Raw genomic sequence first — 24,090 nt, 5'->3', positions numbered from 1 at the left:
GGCTTCTGATCGTCGCGCATGAGCGCTGACGCGCCTCCGCCCCTCGCCTCTTCCCCGCCTCTGGCGCGACGTCTCGGCCTCTTCGATGCCACCATGCTGGTCATGGGCGGCATCGTCGGCGCAGGCATCTTTATTAACCCATATGTCGTGGCGCAACGGGTCCACACGCCCGCTCTGGTGCTGGGCGCTTGGGTCGCTGGCGGCCTGCTCGCTTTGACCGCCGCGTTCATATGGGCCGAGCTTGCTTCCCGCATGCCTCAGGTCGGCGGACAATACGCCTACCTGCGCGACGCCTACAATCCTCTGGTAGCGTTCCTGTACGGATGGGTCCTGCTGCTGGTAATCCAGACCGGCGGAATGGCCGCCGTGGCCGTTACCTTCGCCCGTTATTTCTTCGAGCTCATGGGACGGCACGCCGCCGACTGGCAAGTTTCCGTGGTCGCTTTGATTACGTTGCTCCTGTTGACCGTGGTGAATTGCCTGGGAGTTCGCGCGGGTGGGACCGTCCAAAGTGGCCTGATGGTCATCAAGATCGTTGCTATTGCCATCCTGGTGGGCGCCGGAGCCTTCCTGGTGCATGGCGTTCACGTTCCGTGGAAACCCTTGCTCGATCAGCCTGTTTCTTCCGGATTGTTCTCGTCGTTCGGGGCCGCGCTGGTGCCAGTGGTGTTTGCCTACGGCGGGTGGCAGACGGCGAGCTTTGTCGCCGGAGAAATGAAAGACCCGCGCCGCGACCTGCCTCGCGCCCTGGTGCTGGGCGTGGTCGGTGTGGCGTTGCTTTGCACTTCGGCGAATTATGTCTATGTACGAGTGCTGAGCGTGAACGGCCTGGCACTCAGCGCCACTCCGGCTTCGTCCGTAATGCGGCTCGCCCTGGGGCCGGCAGGAGGCACGCTGATCGCGCTGGGGATTGCCGCGTCCACCCTTGGCTTTCTCAGCCAGAGCGTGCTCACCGCGCCACGCGTTTACTTTGCCATGGCGGAAGACGGTGTGTTCTTCCGCCAGCTTGCCTGGGTGCACCCGCGCACGCGCGTTCCGGTAGTCGCCATCATCCTGCAAAGCGTCTGGACCATGGTGATCCTGCTCTCCGGCAGCTACGGAAAAATCCTGAACTACGTCATCTCCATGGACGCCATGTTCTGGGCGCTCACCGCCGGATGCTTGTTCGTCTTGCGGCGACGGACGGACGAACAACCGTCTTTCCGCATGCCCGGCCATCCCATCACCACCGCGCTTTTCTGCACGGCCTGCGCTGCCGTGGTTGCCGTGACGATTTACAAGTTTCCCGCCGATACGGTCATAGGCTTTGCCATTTTGGCCGCCGGCGTGCCCGTGTATTACATTTGGAGGAGGACAGCACGCGCATGACATATGTTCGCAGCAACGCCGGATCGCCATACATGGAGTGGGCCAAGCTGCGCTCCGCGGCCAAACACAATTTGGCCACCAGCGGCGTTGCCGGCTTCCCGCTTGCCGATTTGGGCGTGACCATGGACCAGCTGGAGATCAACGGGCCGGACGGCTATGGCTACGGTCCCCTGCTGCAAGCGATTGCCCGGCGCTACCGTGTGCCGCAGGAATCGGTGGTCAGCGCGATGGGTACGTCCTTCGCCAACTATCTGGCCCTGGCCGCCGCCACCGAGCCCGGCGACGAAGTGCTGATCGAGCAGCCGGCCTACGATCCCATCCTGGGCGCGGCGCGCTATCTGGGACTTACCATCAAGCGCTTCCTGCGCCGCCCGGAAGACAACTTCGCCATTGATCTGGACGATCTTGAACGCAATCTGACTCCCCGCACCCGCGCCATAGTCTTGTGCAACCTGCATAACCCCAGCGGAGCGCAGACGCCGGATGCCGTCCTGCGTCAGATTGCGATGCTGGCCGGGAGGAGCAACGCATTTGTCATCGTGGATGAGGTCTATCGCGAAATGCTGTTTGAGAACGCCCCGCACACCGCTTTCCATCTGGCTCCGGAGCGCTTCCTGATCACTAATAGCCTTACCAAAGCGTACGGCCTGAGCGGCCTGCGTTGTGGCTGGGTGCTTGCGCCGCCGCAACTGGCGGCCCGCATTTGGCGCATTCATGACGTTCACGCGGCCACGTACCCTTATCCTGCTGAACTGTTGAGCGTGGTCGCCTTTGATAACCTTCCGACGATCGCCGCGCGCATGAAGGCCATGCTCGACGAGAACCGCGCTCTGCTTCATGAGTTCCTGCGGCAACGCGACGACCTGGAATACTATTGGCCCGAACACGGGACCATCGTTTTCCCGCGCCTGAAGCGCGGCAACGTAGATGCTCTCTGTGAGCTGTTGCGCCGCGATTTTGATACCGCCGTGGTCCCCGGCCACTTTTTTGAATCGCCCGGCCGCTTCAGGGTCGGCGTGGGCATTCCGACTGAAGCCGTCCGCGACGCTCTCCAGCAACTCGGTCGCGGACTGGATGCTTACAAGGAATCTTTGGCCGCGTCGGCAATGGCGTAAGGCGCCCGCCGCTCAGCTCTTGTCCGCCGCGGCAAACTTCCCGGCGCCCCGGCAGGCGATAAAGAAGAACACAAAGCAATACAGCACGGCCGCCTCACCATGGTTCATGATGGGAAAGAAGTTCATGCCCCATCCGGAATGTTTCAGAAAATAAGCAAACGCCATCTCGCCGCTGGCGATGAACGCCGCCAGGCGCGTCAACACCCCCAGCAGGATCAGGATGCCTGCGGCGAACTCAATCACTCCCGCCGCTAACATCCAATAATCATGGAGTTGGGCGTGACCGCCAAACGCTCCAAACAGCTTTTGTGCGCCATGGCACGAAAACAGAAACCCACAAACAATGCGCAGCGCGGCGTAAACAACAGGTTCCAGGTGGCTCAGGAATTTCATGCTGTTGGTTCCTTGAGTTGTAGTTTTGTTTTGAAAGTGATTGCAGAGTGTAACCGCCCGCAATCCCATTGTCGAGATTTCTACGGACATGCTCGGAAGCCCGGCGCGGCCCACGACCTTTGCGTTCGTGCAGCTTCGAAACGGGTTTCTCGGCCGCGGCCTGGCGCACCCGGCACGAACCACCAAAATGAGAAAATATCTACCCTGCGTTGACGAATCAAATTATCTTGGTATGCCATGAAATGGATCTTGATCATCGCCCTGATTATTGCCGTGCCGCTGATGCTGGTCGTGGTCACCGGAGCCATGCTGCCCAAGAACCACACCGTGTCGCGCACCACAACTCTGCGGCGGCCGCCGGAGGTTGTCTGGAAACTGGTCAGCGGCCCGCCCTTTTGGCGCCAGGACTTGGTGAAGTACCAGGAACTCCCGGCGCGCGATGGTCACCGCATGTGGCGCGAAACCGACCTGCGCGGGCAGACCATCACCTTTGAGGCCGTTGAGTCCGTGCCGCCGCGCCGCCTGGTCACCCGGATTGCCGACCCCAAGCTGCCTTTCGGCGGAACGTGGACGTACGAGATCACTCCCACCGCGGAGGGCTGCTCTTTGACCATCACCGAGAACGGCGAAGTCTACAATCCGGTCTTCCGCTTTGTTTCGCGCTTCATCGTGGGACACGCTGCCGCCATCAACGCGTACCTGAAGGCCGTGCACTCTCAGGCGGGATGATGTCTCACGGCAGCTGCTTCACCGCCGTGTTCGGATAGTAATGCGCCAGGATCTCCTGAAACTGCGCGCCTTGCCGCGCCATGTCAAGCGCGCCGCGCTCGCACAAGCCGATTCCGTGCCCCGAGCCCGTGCCTTTGACCAATACCAGATCGCCCTGGCGATGGGTTGCATACGAATTGCTGGGAACGGTCTGCCAGCCTAGCTTCCGCGCCAGCTTGAGCCGCGAGCTTTCCGTGCCTTTCAAACTCGCGGCGTCTTCCGCGCTGAGCGCGGCCACCCAACGTTCGGGATGGCGATGGCAATACTCGCAAGGCACCGCGAAGTAAGGATAATCGCGCACCGGGATTCCCAATTCCTCCAGTGAATGAGTTCTCCCACCGCAGCTCGCGCTGTACATGGCGGCAAAGACCTCATCTCGATAAGCCAGCACCATGCCGCTCGTCTCTGCTGCTGCACGCGCGGCCGGCGACCCTGACTTGGGCGACTCACGCAGGAACTGGCAGTGAGTGGTGTCACAGAAATCAAATCCGTGGTGGCGGCCCTTCCCGGCCGCCAGAAACGATCGCGCCGCCACGGCTTGAGCTTTGAGCGCTTCCATGGGAGCATCCGGCGGGCTTTCTGCGGCGACCACAGACGCCACGGCGGTCTCCATCTCCATCTTGACGGTGATCAACAACTCGCGACGCTGAGCTTCCACTTCCAGTTTGCCGGCGTAGCGCCGCGAGATCTTCTCCGGAACCGCTACTGAAAACTCTGCGGGTCCATTCTGGCCATCGTCGCAGCGGACTGCGGGGACTGGCGCGGCGTTATCGTCCAAAATGATTCTTGCCCCGGAACCTTCCAGTCGCAGACGGAGCGGCGCAGTGACTGTCCATCGCTTGCCGCCGGCCAAGCATTCCAGCACATGCCCGGCGCGCGGCGCGACGACGATCTCTCTGGGATGAAACAATCCCAGTACGCCGATGCTGACGTCGCCGGCTTGGGCGCTGAACGGCGCCAGAAAGAAGAACGCAGCGAGGTGGAAGCGCTTCATCGAGACGCACCATCGCCGTCAACAGCCGCGATCATGCGCCCCGCCACGTCTGCAGCGGCTGCCCCGGGCCTGCCATGCACGCGGACCAGCAGCACGAAGCGCGGATGCCCGGCCGGCGCCATCACTACGGCAAAGCCGTCGCCGGGAGCTTTCTTCGCGTGAGTACACGGTGCGGTGCCGGTTTTGGCCAGCGCTGCCGTGCGCGGCAACTCCGCGCTCACCGCTTTGCCAGTTCCTTTCTGAGCGGACATGGTCATGCCGCTCAGGATAGGAGCCACAGCGCGTTCTTCGCCCAGACTCGCCAGTTCCAAGTAGGCGTGGACCAACGCCAGCGGGGCGGCGCTTCCGCTCAGGCCGTCGTTGGCCGGACTTACGCCAAAACGTTCCAGCGTGGAGGCAGCAGAATCAGGCGCGGAGTTTGCTGCCAATTGCCGGAAGTAAGAGTTGCAGGAGAAGGCGATCGCCTGGGCGATGCCCAGGTTGCCGTGTCCGCGCGGCAGCCAGCATGTCTTCTTGCCTTCGCAGCGAAAGCGTGGAAACGACGCGTGCGTGCGACCGTAAGCCACGGCCACGAAGGGCTTAACCAGCGAGCCGACGGGGACCATGCGATCGGCATCCGGCCAGCGCTGGGCCACGACTTGGCCGTTCTCGTCCAGCGCGATGTAGGAGAGATCCGGACTGGTAAATTGCCGCGCGAAGACCGCAGCCGCGGATTGCGCGTGCAGATCGCCGGCGGAGACGCAGGGCGGCAGCGCGCTCTGCCACAAGAACAGCAGCAGCAATCCAGTTCGCGCCGCCTTCACTTTGGTTACTGCGTCCAATGATAGGTTACCGTCTGCTGGATTCTATCCTTATTCTGGCGCACTACCACTTCTTCAGATTCCACGCGGGCAAAGCTGCGGCTGAAGCTGGCCACATTGCGGGAGAAGAATTGCGGTTCGTTGGCAGGCGCGCCTGAACCACGGTCCACCAGCGACGTGAACTCATAGAAGTTCTGCCGTTCGCGACTATGGCTGAAACCTGCGGCATAGTTCACCGGCGAACCCGCCGGAGTCTTGGCCTGCAGCACCGCGGACAGAGCCGCCGCGTCATTTGCAAAAAGCAGCAGCTTGCCGCGCGCGGCCATCTGCAGGGGCGAAAGCCCGTCAAGTTCGAAATAACCGCCGGCATCTTTCACTTCGCGCCACTGGACGCCGAGGCGTGACGCCGTCATGCCCGGCGCCAGCACATCCTGCAGCGCTTTCTGCAAGGCGGGAAAATCCCAGTCGTTGGCGGCCGCAATTACCACTACGGAAGGATTGTCCAGCAGCACACCGTCTGTGTTCTTGCGCGTGGACTGCACCACCAGCATGGCTTGCACATTGGCGCTTTCAAATTGTTTCTGCAATCCTTCGCGCGCGTTCCCGCCCACCGTGCGCGATGCAGGCTCAACGTCAATGCGCGTCTCCAGGTCAGAACTGGAGCCGGTTTGCCCGCCGCCAAGTTGCACTTGCGGAGCCAGCTTTTCAGCCGGCGCGGCTCCAAAATGCGGCGCGATGATCTTCTGTTCCACCACCGCCAGGCTGCTCTTGGCGTCTGTTTGGCCGGCGCGATAGAACCCGTAATCTTTGGGCACCATGCTCAGCAGTCCGGTCACCGCCTGCGCTGACTGCGCGAGTGATGTGTCTTCGTCGCTGCTCTTGGCCGGCAGGATGACTCTCTCCTCGCGGTAAGCCGCGCCTTGGCGGTAGAGGTCTGACACAGCGCTCTCATAGCTCTGCATCTCCGTAATGTTCCGCTGCACCCAATAAGTGCGGAAGTGCGGCGTCACCGCGAGTTTTTCCAGATGCATCACCATGCGCAAGTCGCCCGCCGCCGGAGGCGCCGCAGCCAGGGCCTTGGTGTACCAGCCTTCCTGCCGGATGGTATGGCCCTTGCTCCCGCCCAGCAACTCGAGTGCGCCGGCCACCAGGTCTTCGCGCGTCGCCAGGACCAGGTAGTCGTCGGCCACGGCGAAAGCCACTACGCGTCCGGATGCTTCGTCCTTGCGCGTGTAAAACGATTTGCCTCCCGCCGTGCGCGGCTGGAACTTGTTGCGCGACTGCCACAGCGGCGACTGCACAAAACTCCCAGAACTCATGCGGCTAATGTACAGGAATTCCAGTTCGCCGATGTTGTAGATGGCCAGCGCGCTCTCTTTGCCCGCGGCGTCATCCAGGAACTTCATGTTCGGGGGAACACCGGCGGCCACGGCAAATTCGTCAGACGCTTTGCTGAGCCGCAGGAAGAGCCGTGAATTCGAGAACACGCGATAGTCGTCGCTCTTCAGCCACTGGGCCTTCTCCGGCGACGCGTTCCAGTCCTTCATCAGGCCGGCGAAGTCCCTGGCTTCGATGTACAACAGCGCGCCTTCCGGCACCAACTGGTCCAGCGGACGGGCGGCGCCTGCGGGCCCCTGGTAGAGCGTCCAACCAACGGCCCCAGTGATACACAAAGCGAGCATCGCGACGAGCGACAGTCTCATTTTCGATCTCATAGCCCGGCTCCTTTCCGTGCCGGCGCCGCAGCCGGCGGTGGCGAAGTGGATGGTCCTGGTTCCGGAATACGCGGGCGTACCACGTGCTCCTGTTCCAGTTCCGTCCGCACCATGGGCCGGCGTGCAGCATTCGTTGTGCGGCGGCGCTGCGCGGCGCGAATCTGCTGCACCTGTTTGTTGATTTGCGACTTGACCACCGCGTCGGTTTCCAGACCGTAGGCGCGGCGCAGGTACAGCAGCGCCTGGTCCGGAGCGCCGGTTTTCTCGAACGCCTGGCCCAGATCGCGGTTGATCTCCGCCCATTCTTTTGCCGGCAGCTTCATGAAGTCACGCAGCGATCCGTCGGAGGCCGTCGTGTCGTCCACCAGCTCATCATCTTCATCGGTAGTGCGCCGCCTGCCGTAAGCTGACTCAAAAATGCTGTTCTGCAGGAAAGGCTTCATCACGGCAATGGCCAGCTCGTAATCTCCATTGGCGCCTGCGGCCTTGAGCAGAGGCACGCGCGCAGCGTCACCGCTGGGATAGTCTTCCAGCGCCGCCCGCAGCAGAACGATGCGCGCGCTGGCCGGCAGGTTCTCAGCGGCTTTCAGCCGCGCAGAAAAGAAGAAAGGCTGGTTGGCTTCGCCGGGACTGATCTGGCCGCCTCGCGCCAGCAACGTCAGCTCCCTGCTGCCGAGATCGGCGGTTCCCGCGGCAGTCAGAGAACGGGCCGCGCTAAGCCGGGTTTCGTACGGAGCCCCAGGGCTGGAAGCCACGGCGGCCAGTTCTTTGCGACTTGAATCAGGATTCTGGTTGGCCGCCAGCCGCGCTTGCGCCAGGCGAACGCGATAGTCAGCATTCCACGGAACAGCTTTGACCAGTTCTTCCAGGAAGCCCACAGCTTCAGCTGGATGTCCGGTGCGCATGAGCAGCGCCGCGGCGGGGTCCTGGGTCTCAAAGGGATTGCCAACCACCAGGGCCATGCGGCGCAACAGCGCCGCGCCGCTCTCCAGATCGCCGGACTGTATGCGGATGTCCGCCAGGCCGAGCATGTTGGCGGCGGTGAGATTGTGGTTCTCAATTTCCCGGGCAAACACAAATTCCAGAATCGTGCGCGCGGATTGCTTGTCGCCCGCCTGCTGCAGCTCAGTCGCCGTCTTGCGCAGAACGTCGCTGGCCGGAGCGTGCTCTGCGTCCGCGCGATAGCCTTCAATCAGGGGTCCCAGCGTATTGTTGAGCGCTGCCAGCTTGAGCTGCAGGGGGACCAGCGCGGCCTGCTGCGAATCCCACATTTCCTTGGGCAACGCGCTCAGCTCGCCGCGCGCGCGGTCGTACTGCTTGGTCTTGAAGAGATATTGCAGCCACTCAACGCGCAATCCCTCAAGCTGGCCCTGGGCATACTCGCGCGTGCCGCCTTCTGATTTCTCTACCTGCTCCTGGGCCAGCGTTAGAATTCGGGCGTACAGAGGCTCGGGATCAAGATGGAGATTGGTGGCGGAGATTACTCGCCGCAGGAATGAGAGCTTCTCCGGCGAATCGTTGGCCAGGTCCAGCGCCAGCGCCGTGGCCGCGGCCGAGTTCTCCAGCTTGGGCAGCGTGCTTTGCAACAGAGGCAGGACGCGGTACACGCCGTTGTTGCGGACGTAAGCATGCAGAATCTCCACGATGTCCGGCTGGAACTGCGCCAGCAGGCGCCTTGTGGCCAGATTGTTGACGGTGGCCGAGTAATCTCCCCAGAATGTTTCCGGCGTGCCGCGCGTGCCGGCCTGCGCCTTCAACAACTCAACCACGCGTTTCCATTCGGCAATGGCTTGGTCGTTTTTCTTTTGCTTCCAGTAAATCCCGGCCAGCCGGTTGTGGACGTCAAGGCGCTGCGGAGCCAGTTCCATCACATGCTGGTAGTCCGCAATGGCCCGCGCCTGGTCGCCGGAGTCCTCATAGTACAAAGCAGCGCTAAAGTACGCAGCCGGCCGCGCCGGAGTGTGCTCCATCTCCGCCGGCAAGAAATCTTCAGGATCGCCTTTCTTGGTGGCGCCCAGGTACTCGCCGTAGCGCGAACCGTAGTAGAACCATATGTCGCCGGCCAAAGCCTGGTTGCGGTCCACGGGCTTGCCCAGACGCTCGCCGATGGTGCGGTCGCTCAGAGCGGTCTGGAAAGCGCTCTGGGTTTGCGACGACGCGGCTTTGATATCAAGATCAGTGAAATACAAACCAGCCAGCGCACTATAAGCCGAATCCCACACGGCGGGACGCTCCAGGCGTCCGGCGTGGATGGCGGACAGACTCCGGTTCAAGTCCGAGTGCGCCAGAAGGAAGTTGGCGACGGCATCGCGGCGAAGCTTGCTCGCGGCCATGCTTTCCAGTTCCTGCGGCGCCTTGGCCAGCAGCAATTCAAAATACCGGTCCTGCGAGAGCGGGCTGATGGCGTCCATTTTGCGGTAGACGCGCAACTCGTCGTCGCTGCTGCCGGCCATGTTGAACGTTTGGGCGGAACGCTGCAGATAACCCATCTTCGTTTCTTGACGGCTAGCGCCGGCAATGCGTTCCCACTGTCCGCCGAGTTCCATCAGCCGCAAGCGGCGCACCTGAAGCGGCTCCAGGGTCTGCAACCAGGGGCGATCTTGTCTTCCGGCTTGCGCTTGTTCATACAGCAGCTTGACTTGGAACTCCGCGAACCCGGCCTTCTCGGCCAACGGCATCAGGTACTCATACGCCTGTTCGCGCGACAGGGCGGCGTTCTTGGCATCCAGCGCGCGCGCCATCGCCAGCTTTTCTTCCGGCGTGAAATATTTGGCGGCGACTGTTCCCATCTCGCGCATGCAGGCCGCCATTCCGCTGTGGGCGTTGCTAGTGCGCGTGAGCAGCAGGTTCTTGCGCAGCTCCGCGTTGGTGACTGCATCCAAACCGTTCTTGCCCACCTGCTGCGCCAGAGACGGCAACTGCTGCGCGCCGGCGACGCCGGCCTGCAACCTCTGGTAAGCAGCTTCCTGTTGCCGCAGCCGGGTCATGATGCGGGTGTACACCTGGGCTCCGGCGTGGTTGTCAGAGTTGGCCAGCAGATCGTCGCCGGCAACGCTGACGCCTTTCTCCGCGTACTCGCGCGCTTGCGCCAGCATGCCCCAGCCATCCAGCCGTTCTGCGACAGTAAAATATTTACCCGCAGCTTCCGGACGTCCATCGAGCAAAGCCGTCTTTAGCGCCTGGACCACCAGGTCGGGCTTGCTTTGGCGCGCGCGAATCTCAGCGACTTTCTCCATCCACTTGGTGTCGTGATACGCCAGTTCGTACAGAGACGCGTAGTCAGCGGCGGCGTCATCAAAGCGCGACAAGCGCTCTTCCAGCGCGGCACGTGCGGTCATCAGGTCCGTGCGGTCCGGCCGCACCTTGATGGCCTGCGAATAAGTGCGGATGGCAGCGTCAAAATCTTCATAGTTGGCTTGCACGCGCGCCAGCACCACGGCCCAGCGCGAATCTTTGGGGGACGCCGCGACAGTTTTGGCGTAGAAACTCAATAGCTGGTCTTTGCGCTGGTAGCGCTGCGCGTAATACGCCGCTTCCGTGGTTAGGCCTGCATCTTCTGGATAGGCGTTGATGATCTCCACATACTGGTCCACAGCGCCGGCGTAGTCTTTGAGGGAGGTAAGCGCGGGAACCAGCCCGCGACGCAACGCGGCAATGCGCGCCTTGCGCTCATCCTGGGAGAGCGTGGATTTCTGGAAAAGCTTGATCTTTTCCAGGTAGAAGTCGCGCAAGCCGGCCTGGTCGCCGGAGCGGGCATAAGTATCGGCCACGGCAGCCAGGTACTCAGCGTTGTAAGGATTGTTCTCCAGCAACCCCAGCAACAGCTTGCGGGCCGGCTGATATTGGCCGGTCTCGGTCATCTTCCGCGCGGCCTCATAGGTGAACTGCGTTTTCAGAGCAGGATAAGCGCTGTTGGCCGCCTGCAACAGAACGTCAATGGCTTTCTGCTGGAGTCTGTTGCGCCAATAAAAGTCCACGGTGGAGCGGACCACGCCCATGATCTTGGGATTCTCCTGGTAGAGCGCATCCACGTTGCGCTGGGCCGCGGCCACGTCCTTCTTCTGCTCGTAGAAAGTCACCAGGGCGTAGCGCAACTCCAGCCGCCGGATGGGATCATTGCTCACCGCCGCCTGCCGTTCCAGCGAGTGCTGGCGCACAGCTTCCAGCGACTTCTCTTTAGCCATGTTTTCGACGGCTTCCAGCACCTCAACCGAGTTGCTGCGATCGAGCACGGTATTCAGAAAAACGGCAACGTCAGTTTTGCGCGATTGCGCTTCCAACACGGCCACACGAAGGTCAATCGCCGTAAGATCGTACTTGGAGGCGATGACGGCTTTGTCTGTGGCCGCATCCACCAAGTCGCGCGACGATTTGCGCGTGGCCAGCTGCAACAACCTGCCGCGTGACTCAGAGTAGGCGCCGCTCACCAATGACCCTTTTACGTATTCATCCACGGCGCGCGAGTAGTCGCGCTTGTTTTCGTAGATGGCGCCCACTTGATAGCTGTAAAGCGAATCGTCGCTTAGCTTGGTGCGGCCCAGGTTCAGCAGACGCAGCGCGTCGTCAAAGAAGTAATAATCCCAGAAGACGGTTGCGGCTTCTTCGTAGCTGGCCGGCTTGCCGGGTTCGGTGCCCGGCATCTGGTTCCAGTAAGGCACGGCTTTGTTGAACAGCTCACGGTCAGAATAAATGTCGCCGATGCGGGCCAGCGTGTCGCGGTCCGCGGGCGAGGCCTTCAGCAAGTTGGATTCAATTTGCACCGCGACTTCAGTGTCTTTCGGTTCAAAGTACGCAAGCGAGCGGTAGACCGAAGCAGCGCGGCGTCCAAGACCGGCGTCGGCTGGATATTGTTGCGCTACGGCGGCGACCACGGGCGCTCCCGCCTCAAAGTGCGAACGCCACAGCTCGGCTTCGGCTATGAAGCGCACTCCCCCAGGATTCGCGACCGCCGGGGCCGTCCAGTCCCCTTTTGCCGGAGACGCGCTGGCAGTGAGTCCCTGGAGTTCGGCGTCCAACTTTCCGGTGCGAGACAGGAATTCAAAGAACTGGTTGCGCAACGCGTCATCTTCAAACCAGTGCTGGCGAAGCACAGCTTCCCATAAGGCGTCATTCCGGAACTGTTTGGATCGATAGAGTTCCATCAAGTGGCGGACAAAAGCCAAATTGTGCGGGAAGCGTTCATGGGCGAACTGGTTGAACTCCAGGCTGAGTTGGCCCGGCTGGCCGGCAACGTTGTCCAGATAAGCTTCAAGCTCGCTGCCGGAAAAGATTTTCAGCACCTGGTACGACAACGCTTGCAGGTCCTGGTTGCGCTTCTTGGTCAAATACCAACGCGCCAGCTTGTGATACCAGTTCTTGCCCGGGAATTGCTGGATGGCGCGCTTGTACACCGCTTCTTCTTCGGTCCCCAGACGGTTGCTCTCCAGAAAGGCGGCGAATCGCTCGTAGAGACCGGGGTCGTTGGGATTGCGGTCCAACTCCTGCCGCCAGACTACCAGCGCGGCGGGAATCTGCTTAAGCGAGACGAGCCGTCCAATGTAGCGGTCCAGAACGCGCTGGTACTCGGGCGAGCGAACACCGGCCTGTGTGGCAGAAGGAGACTTCGAGACAGCAAACGCGCCTTGCTGCGAAATCGGTCTGCCGCGCGGCGTGGGCCGCTGGCCGGATTCGTCGTCACCTTCGCCTTCGGCGTCATTCTGGTTGTTCTGCGTGTTGTCCTGGTATTGCGGAGCTGCGGGAGCTTCATTGAAGCGCTCTCCCAGCGGGACACCTTCCGCCTTGCGCGCCAGCTCCTGCAGCATGGAATCGTAAATGGCAAATTCTTCTTTGGTATTGTTGGTGCGGGCAAAGGCGTCCGCCATCAACAGCGCGACCTGGTTGCGCTGCGGGGCTGACGGGAACCCCGACAGAAATTCGCGTCCAGCGCGAATCACGGCGTCACTCTGGCCGTAGCCCGCGTAGGCCTCAATCAGCCGGGCATGCAATTCGGGACGGGAGGACGAACTGGGGAAGCGTTTGTCCAGCAGCGCAAGAAGTTCAGCAGCGCGTGAGCGGTGGAAATACGGCACGGCGCGCTGCTCTTCCTCAGAATAATGCGCGGCCGGCTGCGTGGTGTTCAGCAGCAAAGACAGTATGCCGTTCAAGTAGCCGGGGCCGGTGTCCATGTTGGCGATGTCGCGATACATGGACAAGTCGCCCGACCCCAGGCGAATCTGCTGCTCCGGCGCGGTCAGCAGAATGCGCGACAGCCCGGCAAGGGCTTTCTCTGGAGCTGAGGCATCAGGCCCTGCACCGTTGTAGAGCGCGTAGTAATAGCGCGCAGATTCCGGGTACAGATGGACGTCTTCCAGCAGGCGCGCGAAGGTGTAGAGCTCCTGCGAAGTCCACTGCGCCTTGCGAGCGTCCTTCTGCAGGCGATAGTCCGTTATGGTCTGCTGTGCAGCCTGGAAGTTGCCCAATTGCTGGTAGTAATAAAAGATGCGGGCGGCGGCGTTCAGGTCGTCAGGGTTGCGGACCAGCGCGGCGCGCGACTGATCGAGAAACTTGCGCTGGCTGCGCGTCTCTTTCAGCAGGTCAAAATAATCTTTTACCAGCTCCGGCGGCCAAAGCGGCTGGAAGCTCTTGTCATAGACCGCCAAGCCTTCTTCCACCGAGCCTTGCCGGTAGGCCAGCAGAGCGCGCGTCTTTGTTGGGAAGACTTCGTCGTCAGGAAACTTGGCGTGGTACTTGGCGACCAGGTCGTTCGCGGACTTGAAGTCTTTCTCGTTCAACAGGTACTCGAAATAGCGGCCATAGAGGCCGCGCTCCTGCGGATAGCGTGCGATCCACGCGTTGTATTGCTCTTCAGAGATATTTCTTCCCAGGGCCTGCGCGGAAATAACCTGGAAGATTCGCTCAAACGCGCGCCAGGATTGCTGGTCAGTCACGCTGGTGAACTTTTCCGCTGGCGGTGACGGCAGGCGTCCCAAGGCGGAGAGCGCGTTGACTTCATCCTGCGGGCGATGGCGACGATGGTAGAAGTCGGCCAGCGCCAGTTGCGCCGGGGCTTTGTCAGAGGAATTCTGCAGGTACAGCTTCCAATCGGACTCCGCCGCGGAGAAGTCCAGCTTCTGTTCTTCCTCCAGCGCTTTCAGCGAGTAGAGATCGGCTTGCTGCGGACGCTGCTTGATCAGCTCACCCAATGCAGGAACGGTCTCTGCCGGCGGACGACGCACCGCGGTTGGCCCGCCGGGCAACTGCATGGTGCGGAAGATGGCGCCCTCAATCAGCGAGCGCGCTTCTATGTTCTGTATCCACTCGGGGAGGGCAGCCCGCGCCGCCATCGCACCGGCAACAACCGCCGCGGCAACGATGGAGGATTGAATGAAAACTTTACGGGAGAACTTCAATTTGCACCTCCTGCGCGCCGATGTTGTGGGCCATATCTTCCGCGGTGACCGTCAGGCGATACGTGCCGGGAGCAAGTTCGTCAGGGACCATCACGTCACCGGTGCTGGCGGATGCGTCCGGATTCCAGCGCAACCGGACGGGCGCAGCGCCTTCCAGTTGCGCGATCAGCGTGCGCGTGCTGGCCGAAGCGTTGATCTTGAGATGGATGGCGTCGCCTCTTCGGAAGCGTTTGCGGTCCAGCACAATCTTGAGAGTGGGCGGCTTGCTGGCGATCACAAAGGTCTTGGATTCGCGATACACGTTGCCGCTGCGGTCGCGCAGCACCAGCCGGACCGCGTGCGTGCCGTCTTCCATGTCCACCGGAGCGAGGAAACGCGTTTGCCACATGTCTTCTTTGGCCAGATAGCGCAGAGGTTTGGTGAGACCGAACGGGAACAGAGCGACTACGGAAACAATCTCCGGATCGGTACGCACGCGCAGCACCGGATCGCCGGGGCGAATCACGCGTGGCCGCAACAGCGCACGGGGCACGGCGAGGAATGAAGTATAGGGCGTAACGAATTTGTACTTGCGCGCCAGGCGGATGATCTCATCAATGCTGGCGCGGTCTTCGCCGTCGCGCTCCATCTTCTCGAGCAATGCGTCCACCCGGGCCTTGGCCCACAAGCGCGGAAGCTGCGGGTGGTCGAGCGATTTCTCCGGCAACGAGGCTGAGCCGTGAATGTCAAAGGCCTGGCCTTCGCGCACGCCGCGGACGTCAAAGTTGACCTTGCCGGCGGGCGACTTGTATTGCCCGACCCAGGCGGCCATGGAGCCGGCGAACGAGGTGTCCTGCAGAGGATAAATAAGGTCGAGCGCCGCCTGCGGATCCACGTCCATACGCAACTGGCCGATCGGGTTCAGGCCCATCTTAGAAATGAAGGCATTCAGCTTGAAGTCCGCCGACTCAGTGGAAAGCACGTTTTCGAGTAGCCCGTCATTGCGGGTGAGCATACGCAGCAGAGGAAGGTTGGCGTCGTCGCCCACGGCAAAGACAAACAATTTGGGGCGGTTGGCATCCGGCAGCGCCTTCCACTTCTCCGCGTACCAGGCAGCAAGCTTGCCGCTGTGGATGGTCCCGCGGGTGGCGTCGCCGTCCGTCAGGACGACCAGATAGTTGTTGGAGCCCTGCGCGCACTGCGCCATGCCTGCTTCCAGGGCATGTTGAAGATCAGTCCCGCCGCGCAAGCGGCTGTTGCGGACAAAGTCCGTTGCCTGCTGCAAGCTCACCGGAGTCACTGCGGCGGGGGCCGGCTGGAAGTTAGCGATCTTGCTGTTGAACAGCAGCAAATTGAACTTGTCTTGCGTAGTGAGCGAATGCAGCACTTTCTGCATTGCTTCATAACTGCGCTCCAGCTTGTCCCACTGCATGGAGAGCGAGTTATCAAACAGCACCACCACGTTGTGGGGCGGACGCGCCGCCTGCGCACCGCTGCTCTTCGCCGCCAGCAAGGCTTCCACTTCCACAAAGCCGGGTTCGTTCGTGCTGCGCTGTGGCGAGGTCTCCGTGGGATCAGGCTGGCCGGAATCAGGATTGCGATACGTCAGCACATGCAGTGTGTCCCCGCCGCCAGAGTCAAGGTCATACTGGACGTTGAAGTCTTCCGCAAGAACAACGTTGTCTCCGGTGAATTCGCCAGTGATGCTGTTGGCGTTCTTCTGCGTGATCTTGAGCGGATAAGCCGCGCTGATTTGCTTGAAGTCGCGGATGGCGTGTTCCGAGCGCAGTTCAAAATGGATGGTCAGACGCCGCGCGGTCTGCGAATGATAGGCTTCCGGTTTGAGCGCGATGGCGAAATACGATTTGAAACTCTCCACCGGAATGCTCTCATGGTATTCAAACTCCAGGCGCTTGGTGCCGTAGGCGGGAATGGGAACGATCTTGGCGCTGAAGACGGCGGTCTTGCTGGCTTCGTCAGCGGTGCGCTCGCCCATCTGCAACAGGCCGGGATCAATGGCCTGCCATTTCAGATTGGTGTAAATCTCTTCCGCGCGTTTGCGTTCCAGAATCACCGCGGGAAGGCGGACAGGGCCGTCCCAGGTGGCGAAGTCAGAGACCACGGCGCGGCTGTTGAGCGCGAAGACGTAGTTCCCTTCTTCGATGCGCCCGGTGTGGTTGGCGAAGATCTGTTTCACGAAGACGCGCGCATCGCGATTGTCAATGCGCACGGTGATCTCCATCTCCTCCAGCGAGAGAATGGCCGCGTCCGGCTGGGCCTTGTCGCGAGGAATGAGAACGCCGGCATCGCCCCAGCCGGCGGGGGACAGCGCGCAGAAAATCAGCAGCATGACCAGCAGCCGTTTCATGGCAGATTTTGCTCCGGGATGCGGACCAGACCGTTGTCTGTGCCCACGTAAATGGTTCCGTTGCCGTAGGCCAGCGCGGTCACCGTAAGCGACGGCAAGCCTTCGGTGATGACCGTCCAGCGATTAGAGTTGCGGTTGTAAACGTAAAGTCCCTGGCTCAGCGTCCCGGCGAGAACATGATTGCCGGTGGCCAGCATGGCGTTGGGATAGACCTCAAACTTGCCGGTGGCGACTTCAAACGGCTCAAATCGCCCGTTGGCCAGCAGGCGCACGATGCCTCCGCCGTAGGTGCCAACAATCCAATCATGTCCATCGCGGACCACGGCAGAGATCCAGTTGTGGGTGAGCCCGCGCGTGGCCACGGTGTAGTTGGCGGCAACGTTCTCGTCTTCCAGCACGGAGATTCCGCCCAGCGTGCCGGCCACAACTTCTTTTCCGTCGGCCGCTACGGTGTAAACGTGGTTGTTGACCAAGCCATGGAAGGCATACAGGCTGTGGGGGCCGCTGGCATCCAGAAAAGTGAGTCCGGCGGGCGTGGCCAGCACCATGCCGCCGCGATAAAGGGCCGCGTCCGTGATGTGGTCAGCCATCAGGCCGTCACTGCGGCCCAGCACTTGTTGTTTGCGTCCGAGTTGGTCGAACAGAACTAGGCCATTGGCCGTGGCTACAACCATGGCGCCAGATGCGGAATTGGACACAATGCGGTTCACGCAAAAAACGTTGTCATCTTCTATATGCGTAGCGGAGCGCAGGTCAGGGGCAAACAGGTCGAGGCCGCGATCAAAGTAGCCCACCCAGAGACGGTTGCCGGAGTCCAAGGCCAGGGCTGAGATGTTGCGGTCCGCCAGGAGGGTGGCGTCGGGCGAGAGGACGCGGCGCCAGTTGCCATGTTCGCCCTGTTTGGCGAAGAGCGCGCGGGGAGTGACGGCGTAGAGCGTGTCACCTTCCCGGAAGATCTGTTCGACGTCAGACATGGTGGTCGCCGTGGTCTGCAGCAGGCCTTTGAGCCGCCGCGGCTCAGGATTGATCTCGGCAATCCCCTGCGCGGGGCCGCCGCTAAGGACGCTGGCTCCGCCGGCGTAGAGAGCGCGGGCGAAAATTCCTGGCGCCAGCACGCGGACAAAGCGGCCGGAGTCAAATTCTGCGATTCCCGCGGCCGTGCCCACGTAGGTTTTGCTGTCCAGCAAGGCAATGGAGAACACTTGCGGATCAGGCATGCCCTGGGCTTCAGCGAAAGCCTCGGCTCGTCCCGCCTGAAAATGGACTACGCCCTGGTCCTGCGTCCCGACCCACAGATCGGCTTCGCTGCCGGCCAGTTCGGTCACGTGCAGCGCGGCAAGCGCAGGGTGAAACTGCTTGAGCTGGACTCCGTCATACACCAGCACTCCGCGTTTACGGGTGCCGATCAGCAACTGCCCGGAACTCAAAGGAAGAATAGAGGTGATGGTCCGCAGCTCAGGTGCGGTGGGCAGGAACTGGCGGAAGTCTGTTCCGTTGAAGACCAGAACGCCCTGGCCGGCCGTGGTGAGGAAAAGCTCTGGCTCTTTAGAGTCTTTTAACACTCCGCTGGCCATGCGCAGAAGGGGAGCGGGTGGGAGGTCCTGTCCGGGGCGATAGTGCTTGAGCAACACGCCGTGGGCGTCATACTGAAAGAGCCCGGAAGCGCCACAGAGGTAGAAGTCGCCTTTGTAGACGGCAGCGCCGGTGAAGGCCGCGGGCGCGCTGATCCATTCAAAGCTGCTGCTGACAGGCGTGAGGCGGGCGGTGACGAAGGGCAAGTCGTCCTGCACGCGGACCTCATGGGTCGCCACCCGCAAAGCTCTGCTTGCCTGCCAATACACAAGGCCCACCGAACCCACGGCAAGGCCCAGGGCCAGCGCGATCACATATCGCCACTTCAAGCGGGCAAAGGCTTTCATGGCTCGACTTGCGACTATACAACTTGCGGCGAGGTAGCCGCCATGTTTTCTCGCAGTTTCTTTGCTGCTGTGTTTTTTGCTCTCCATAGGTCCACGCTTCGCGTGGGAGAGAAGCATTTTGTTGTCCAAGTTGAAGAAGCGGCGGAAAGGCCGAAATTGACGGGATTCGAAGAGATAATCTTGTGTCAGTTGGGAGACGGACGTGTCACGCACGACACGGGATCACTCGCTGACTGTGACCTTTGACCGGCCGCGGCATCGGCCCTTTACCCATCCAATTAAGACCTGCACAAGGCGGGAGCGGCGGAAGAAGTTGCCACGTTCTTCGACGCGCGCGCGCAATGTGCAGGGGGATTCACCTTCCTGCGCTCATAACCCTGTTTTCCCTTGCCAACAACTTCGCCCTTCCGGTAGAGTGAGTGGCATTTTGAAACCGATGAACGAGGAATGGCGCACTCGCCGCGTTCGAAACTCTCCTGGGGGAAACTAAATGCACAAATTGCGTGGGTTCTTGCTGGTTCTACCGATGCTTTTGCTGAGTCAGGCCCTCTGGGCACAGAGTAATCCTGACGACGCTGCCGCCGCAGCAGGCTGTTTTGGCTGCGGTGCGTTCATGATCTTCATCTTCATCGCCATTCTGGCGCTCAACATCGCACTACTGGTCTGGGTGGCGAAGGACGCCAAGAACCGCGGGCTGGACAATGCAGTCCTGTGGATGATCCTGGTGATGTTCACCGGCCTCATTGGATTGGTCATCTACATCCTTGCGCGGCCCCAGGGCAATCTGATTCAGTGTGCCAGTTGCAACAACAAGCGGCTGCAGGCGAGCGCCAAATGTCCGCATTGCGGGAACGCTTAAAGAAGCCGGCAACTTACCTGGTTCTGATGCTGGCCCTGCTGGGGCTGGCGGCTGCGGATTCGCTACGTCCGCCGGACCGGCAAATAACCGGCAGGCTCTTTGTGGGGGCAGTCCACGGTTACCAGCACTTTGGACGGCCCCTTTCCAGGAAGTTTGTGGCCTGCCGCTACTCGCCCACATGCTCTGAGTATTCGGTGGAAGCCGTGCGCAAGTACGGCATCCGCCGGGGCGTCTTGATGTCCGTCAAACGCCTTTCCTCCTGCACGCGTGCGGTACCCTTCGGCACTGTTGATCCCGTGCCCTGACCGCGTTTCGACCCGACCTTTTCTTCACCGCGAGCTTCGCCGAAAAAAAATGGCCCGCCGGAACGACGGGCCTTTGAGTCAGCAAAGTGAAACAGCCTTAGAAGGTGATCTTTCCTCCAAAATAAATGCGACGAGCCGCGGCCAGGGTGGAGCCCGGAATGCCGTCCGTGCCGCCGTTGAAGAGATCAATGTCTTTGCTCGGGGTGGCAAAAACGTTCCCAAAGTTGGGGTTGCCGGCATTCTCCACAAAGGGATTCACGCCCAGGAAGTTGGCATGGTTCAAAGCGTTCAAGAAGGTAGTGTGGAACTCAAAGGCCACATGTTCACCCAGCTTGACGCGCTTATAGACGCTGAGATTGAGGAAATTGCTGGGAGCATCACGCAGAGCGTTGCGCGGGACGTTTCCGAACGGCGTCCCAAATACGGTCTGGGCGACTCCGGTATTGGCGATGAAGTGCACCTGGTCTTTGGTCACCGAGACCACCGCAGGGTTGTTGGCGTTGAGCGCATTCAGGCTTACCAATTGCGTGGCCGGAAGCGCGCAGCCGCCGCCGAAGAGCAAGCAAGCATCGCCTGCGAAGATGCCCACGGTGTTGACCGGAGCGCTGGCGTTGCCCAGGAACGGACGGGCCACGCCCAGGCCGCCGGCGTTGAAGTTGTTCAGGAAGCCCTGGTCATAGAAATCACCAGCAGCCGTAAGGTTGGCGAACACCGCCATGAACGGGGTGTAGTTCTGTCCGGAGTTCCAAATGTAATCGCCGGAGATTGCCCAGCCACCGAGCAGATGTCCAGCAAAGCCGTGCTGGTCTCTGAAGAAAGGCAACTGCTCCACAAAGTTGATGGTGAACTGGTGCGGGATATCCACCCCGGAGAGCCCATGCTCGGCGGTGGTGGTGTTGAAGGGGTTCTGGGCCAGCGAAACGGTGTTGCCGCCCCCGAACGTGTTGAATATCTCGCTTACGTTGTCCGTGGTCTTGCTGAAGGCGTAAGCGGTGTTCAGAGTCAGCTGCCTGAATAGGTTGTTGGCGCGGAAATTCAACTGCAGGGCGTTGTAGTCAGAGTAACCGCCGTTGTTGCGCTGCAAAACGATTCCCTGATCGCAGTTGACGCGGCCAAATCCAACCGCCGTGGCATCGGCACATGCCGTTGTTCCCGGCGGCAGCAGGTTAGGAAAGAACTGCGCCAGACCGGGGTTCGCGGCCGAGCCAACCATGGGATTGGCGTTTACGGACTGGAAGAGGTCCGTGGCATGGTTGCCCACATAACGGGCCTCAAACGCCGCGTTCTTGGTGAGGGACCTCTCGAACCCGAAACTCCAGCTCTGCACGCGGTCCGGTCTGAAGTCGTTGGAAACCGTCGCCTCACCCAGAGTACGAGGATCCAGTTGTCCTACCGGAACCAGAGGACCTACCAGCGCCCGCACGTTCGGCCCGGTGGCCACCGCAGGGAGTTGAAGCTGGGCCAGCGTGGTAGGGGTCGGCACCAGCGCGGTGGAAAGTACGTTAGGAGCGCCGCCATAGTTGTTAAGCAAGATGTTGAAGAACGCCGGATCGTAAGACAGGCGATAGCCGCCGCGAATCACGGTCTTGCCGTTGCCGGTGAGGAAGCCTCCCCACTGCGGCGAGTAGGCAAAGCCAGCGCTGGGCCCAAAACCGTTCTTGAAAGAGGCGATCCTGGGAGATGTGCGCACCGCCAGCGGCAGCGTGGGATCGAACAGAGGGTTGGGACCTGTTTCGTTTTTCACGGTCAGGTCGTTCAGCTGGTTGATGGGCTGCCCAACGTAGGTCCAGGTGAGACCCAGATTCAGCATCAGGTTCTGGCGGACTTTCCAGTCGTCGCCCAGGTACAGGAACGTGTCATGCTCTTTCAGCCCAAGCTCCGGATTGCCCTGGGTGATGAACACGACGGAAGGAACGTTGTGAACATAGGCGTCCAGGCTGGCGTAGTTGTAGTTTCCGTTCACGCCCGGCAAAAAGATGGTGGGCGACTGCTGGTAGGTATAGTTTACGCCCGCTTTCAGCTGATGCCGGCCAAGCAAATAATTCCAGTTGTCCTGACCCTGCCAGGTGTTTACCACGCGTCCCTGAGGAAAGGCGGGATTGGGGCCGAAGCCAAGGGTCGCGCCGTCCAGGAAGGCGACGTTGGTCACCGCGTTCAGCAGATTGCCGGTGGTGGGTTCGGTACCGATGCTGCTTCCGCCGAACTCCACGTTGAGGCGATCAAAGCTAACGCGCGCCTCGTTGACCATGTGCGTGGTGAAGTTGCGGGTCCAGCTGATCAAAGCGGCCTGGCTTAGCGCTGGAACGTTAATCACGTAGCCCGCGGCGCCGTTGTCATTGAGGTTGAAGAAGTTCGTCCGCCCGAAAAGATAACGGCCGGTGATGGTGTTATTGCCCAGTTGCAAATCTTCCCGGGTAATCCAGTTGAAAATGTGGGCGGGGGTCGGCAGCAGGCGGGACACGGTGCCGATCTCAACCCCCGAACATCCCGTAAGGTCCGTGGTGGTGATGTTGCCGGGGGTTGGAACGCCGGCGGAAATCCCGTACGGACCAAACTTGGCTAACGCCGCGATTGCGTTGGCGCTGGCCCCTGTGGGGAAACAACCCGCCAGCGTGGCCAACCCGGCGGGTGTGGGGGTAACGCTGCCGGTGTTGAACAAACTGCTGGTGGAAACCAGTTGATTGTCAAATCCGCCGAAGAAGAACATCTTGTTCTTCACCACCGGGCCGCCAATGGTGAAACCGCTGAATTCGTCGTTGGCGCGCGGCGGCTTGGTCAGCGGAGGCGAAGCGTTCTTTTGCCCGCTGGTCAGAGTGTTGAGGACGGAGTTGTTCTCGTTGCCGTAAATGCTGCCGTGCCACGCATTCCCGCCGCTCTTAGTGATCAGATTCACCACCGAACCGGCGTTGCGGCCGTATTCCGGGCCAAAATTATTGGTAATGATCACGTACTGCTGGACGAACTCCGGATCGCTGACAAACAACGCCGGGCCAGCCACGCTGTTGTCATTGTTGTTCTGACCGTCAATTTCCTGGTCGTTATTCCGGCCGCGCAACCCGTTCGAAGAGAATCCAGTGCCACCGTTGGCATTGGAAAAGCTGTTGTCACGCGTGGACACAACGCCGGGAACAAACAAAGCCAGGTTGTCCAGACCCTGGTTTTCCTGGACGCCGGCGAACTGGCTCAGCGCCAGACCGCTGAACGTGTTGGTAACCTGCGCCTGCGTGGACTCAATCATCGGCGCGGTCGCCGTGACTTCCACCGAACTGGTGATGTCACCGACGGCAAGCTTGATTGCACTCAATCCGGTGTCCTGTCCGGCCGTCACGGCAACGTCTTTCTGCACGGCCGTACTGAAGCCTTTGGCGGACACTTCAATCTTGTAGTCTCCCGCGGCAATCAGGTTGAACTTGAAGAACCCGGTTTCATCCGTGGTAGTAGTGAGCGCGACCCCAGTTTGCGTATTCGTGGCCTTAGCCTGGGCTCCAGGTATGACTGCACCCTACGGGTCAACCACGGTCCCTGAGATTGAACCCTTGAGGACCTGGCCGAACGATGGGATGCACACTATGAGTGCCAAGCTCATGGCAATAGGAACTATGAATCTGCGTAGTACTCTTTCCATACTGCAAATCTCCATTTCACTATTTTGGACATGCAGCGATGGCAGACCGCGGGCGCGGCCTTCTTCTCCGTCTCCTGGTTGCACATCGCTTGCTAACGCGTAATGCAATGCGCATGCCATTCGCGAACTGGAGCAGCGGCGGACTACTTAACCCATATGGCTCTACCCGCTTTGCTTGCGCGGATGAGCAATACTGCGAGGGTTGACGCTCTGCCGACGAGTGCAACGCGGAGGACATCAGCGTCACGCATCGCACGACGATGCAATCTCTTACATCAACGGAAATATTAGTTGCGGAGATGACTATTCATTTGATTGCGCGAGCACTAGATCCGCATAGTTCGACGCGGCTGAGGTAATGTATCAACCAACCGATGACTATCGGCACGCTTGTTTAACAATTTCTTAACACGTTGCACTATGATTTCTTGTTGCGAACCTGCGCGCTCTCTACACAATTGTGGAGAGCTTGTCGCGCGCTCTTCACGCATTTT

The 24,090-nt window shown here is 60.8% G+C and carries 13 protein-coding genes; 5 read left to right on the top strand and 8 right to left on the bottom strand.

The annotated features are described in order from the left end of the window. Positions 1–18: 18 nt before the first annotated feature. A complete protein-coding gene (locus LAO20_18085; protein MBZ5533343.1) occupies positions 19–1,368 on the top strand; it encodes an amino acid permease in 1,350 nt (449 codons plus the stop codon). Beyond that, entirely contained in the window at positions 1,365–2,483 is a 1,119-nt protein-coding gene (locus tag LAO20_18080; GenBank protein MBZ5533342.1) for a pyridoxal phosphate-dependent aminotransferase, read from the top strand. Before LAO20_18085 ends, LAO20_18080 begins: the two co-directional genes overlap by 4 nt. 12 nt (positions 2,484–2,495) lie before the next feature. On the opposite strand, the gene LAO20_18075 is transcribed toward LAO20_18080, so the two are convergent. Beyond that, positions 2,496–2,876 carry a DoxX family protein gene (locus LAO20_18075; protein ID MBZ5533341.1) on the bottom strand — a complete coding sequence of 127 codons (381 nt, stop codon included), beginning with the start codon at positions 2,874–2,876 and terminating at the stop codon, positions 2,496–2,498. A gap of 237 nt (positions 2,877–3,113) precedes the next feature. On the opposite strand from LAO20_18075, the gene LAO20_18070 reads away from it, so the two are divergent. Continuing rightward, positions 3,114–3,605: an SRPBCC family protein gene (locus LAO20_18070; GenBank protein ID MBZ5533340.1), complete on the top strand. Its 492-nt coding sequence runs from the start codon at positions 3,114–3,116 to the stop codon at positions 3,603–3,605. Positions 3,606–3,609: 4 nt separating this feature from the next. Here LAO20_18070 and LAO20_18065 read toward each other — a convergent pair whose 3' ends face one another. Genes LAO20_18065 through LAO20_18040 form a run of 6 tightly spaced genes read right to left on the bottom strand, consistent with a single transcriptional unit; the run spans position 3,610 to position 18,807 of the window. Continuing rightward, positions 3,610–4,638, bottom strand: a complete 1,029-nt coding sequence (locus LAO20_18065; protein MBZ5533339.1) for a SpoIID/LytB domain-containing protein — start codon at positions 4,636–4,638, stop codon at positions 3,610–3,612. Further along, positions 4,635–5,459, bottom strand: a complete 825-nt coding sequence (locus LAO20_18060; GenBank protein ID MBZ5533338.1) for a hypothetical protein — start codon at positions 5,457–5,459, stop codon at positions 4,635–4,637. The genes LAO20_18065 and LAO20_18060 overlap by 4 nt, the downstream gene beginning before the upstream one ends. Beyond that, positions 5,447–7,141, bottom strand: a complete 1,695-nt coding sequence (locus LAO20_18055; protein MBZ5533337.1) for a hypothetical protein — start codon at positions 7,139–7,141, stop codon at positions 5,447–5,449. Before LAO20_18055 ends, LAO20_18060 begins: the two co-directional genes overlap by 13 nt. An 8-nt stretch (positions 7,142–7,149) precedes the next feature. After that, positions 7,150–14,541 carry a hypothetical protein gene (locus tag LAO20_18050; protein ID MBZ5533336.1) on the bottom strand — a complete coding sequence of 2,464 codons (7,392 nt, stop codon included), beginning with the start codon at positions 14,539–14,541 and terminating at the stop codon, positions 7,150–7,152. Further along, entirely contained in the window at positions 14,525–16,888 is a 2,364-nt protein-coding gene (locus LAO20_18045; protein MBZ5533335.1) for a VIT and VWA domain-containing protein, read from the bottom strand. Before LAO20_18045 ends, LAO20_18050 begins: the two co-directional genes overlap by 17 nt. After that, positions 16,885–18,807, bottom strand: a complete 1,923-nt coding sequence (locus LAO20_18040; protein MBZ5533334.1) for a hypothetical protein — start codon at positions 18,805–18,807, stop codon at positions 16,885–16,887. The genes LAO20_18045 and LAO20_18040 overlap by 4 nt, the downstream gene beginning before the upstream one ends. Positions 18,808–19,297: 490 nt before the next feature. Here LAO20_18040 and LAO20_18035 point away from each other — a divergent pair, with 490 nt between their 5' ends. Continuing rightward, positions 19,298–19,666, top strand: a complete 369-nt coding sequence (locus LAO20_18035) for a PLDc N-terminal domain-containing protein (GenBank protein ID MBZ5533333.1) — start codon at positions 19,298–19,300, stop codon at positions 19,664–19,666. Positions 19,667–19,692: 26 nt separating this feature from the next. Further along, positions 19,693–19,971 (top strand): membrane protein insertion efficiency factor YidD, encoded by a 279-nt coding sequence (yidD, locus tag LAO20_18030; protein ID MBZ5533332.1) that lies wholly within the window; start codon positions 19,693–19,695, stop codon positions 19,969–19,971. A gap of 97 nt (positions 19,972–20,068) precedes the next feature. Here the strand turns inward: yidD and LAO20_18025 are convergent, their stop codons facing one another. Then, positions 20,069–23,464 (bottom strand): carboxypeptidase regulatory-like domain-containing protein, encoded by a 3,396-nt coding sequence (locus LAO20_18025; protein ID MBZ5533331.1) that lies wholly within the window; start codon positions 23,462–23,464, stop codon positions 20,069–20,071. Positions 23,465–24,090: the final 626 nt, after the last annotated feature.

This window comes from Terriglobia bacterium, assembly GCA_020072815.1.
GTDB lineage: Bacteria > Acidobacteriota > Terriglobia > Terriglobales > Acidobacteriaceae > Angelobacter.
This window is presented reverse-complemented; position numbering and strand designations above follow the sequence as displayed.